This is a genomic window from Acinetobacter sp. Colony158, assembly GCF_019264745.1.
Lineage (GTDB): Bacteria > Pseudomonadota > Gammaproteobacteria > Pseudomonadales > Moraxellaceae > Acinetobacter > Acinetobacter ursingii.
On record NZ_CP078523.1, the window covers coordinates 275,325 to 276,381 of the forward strand.

Genomic DNA, 1,057 nt, shown 5'->3' on the forward strand with positions numbered 1-1,057 from the left:
ATGGCTTTGTTGCACAAAGATTTGAAATGCAAAGCGCCCCTAATTGAGCCAAATTTAAGGCGTAACTTGGGTAARTGGTCGACCTAATTCMGTRAATYTRTTRAGGACTGCYACACGTGYATGRATCTCATTSACTTGGCTWTSAAARCTCCTTGCACTSAGTTTATCKCCYAATAATTTRATGCAATGCATCTTRGTTTCWACCAAACTTCGCCGATGATAGCCTGATTTTTTCCATAGTGTCCTGCCTGAGAAGCACTGCTTCCAAGTTTAAYTGTTCGAAGTAATTCATTTCGATCTAGCGAGCTACTCTTTGTATCTTTCCATGGTTTCGCATTTTTTTCTAGGTGGAATCACCGCATGCGCTTGCCGATCTGCAATGACCTGACGGCATTGCTTGGTGTCATAAGCYCCATCGGTATAAACAGAGTCAATCCGCTCATCTTGTGGAATCTGATYAAGTAAATCACCAAGCACCTGTGAATCACTGACATTATTGGTTGTAAGCTGAACTGCTCGTATTTGYAGGGTTTTRGCATCTATACCAATATGWAGTTTACGCCATTGGCGACGATATTCAGGTCCATGTTTCTTGCGTTTCCATTCGCCCTCACCTAGAAACTTCATGCCTGTAGAGTCCATGAGTAGATGCAGCCCATCKCTACTTTTTTGGTAGCTGATTACAATATCAATATGCTTTTGTCTTCTACAAAGCGTGGTGTAATCTGGAGCTATCCAATTTAATCCGCAAAGTTTAATCAGACTTTGCACAAAGCCAGTRACCATACGTAAAGACAGACGRAATAAGGATTTAATCATTAAGCAGCATTGGATRGCTGCGTCGGAGTAGRTTTGATTTCGCCCTTGTTTGCCTTTTGATGGAGCATAYCATTGCGTAGCAGGATCAAACCAAATGGCAATATTTCCKCGACTCATGAGTGCTCGGTTATATGCGGGCCAATTGGTTGTGCGGTAGATTTTGTGTGTAGGCTTCTTCATTTGRWAATTATATCGCTGAAAAASCCTTTACAGATAGGTTTGTGCAACAAAGCCATTT

At 41.6% G+C, this 1,057-nt stretch carries 1 pseudogene; it reads right to left on the minus strand.

Annotated elements, in window-relative coordinates:
- Positions 1 to 54: 54 nt before the first annotated feature.
- Positions 55 to 999: pseudogene (locus JR005_RS00765) on the minus strand (IS5 family transposase).
- Positions 1,000 to 1,057: the final 58 nt, after the last annotated feature.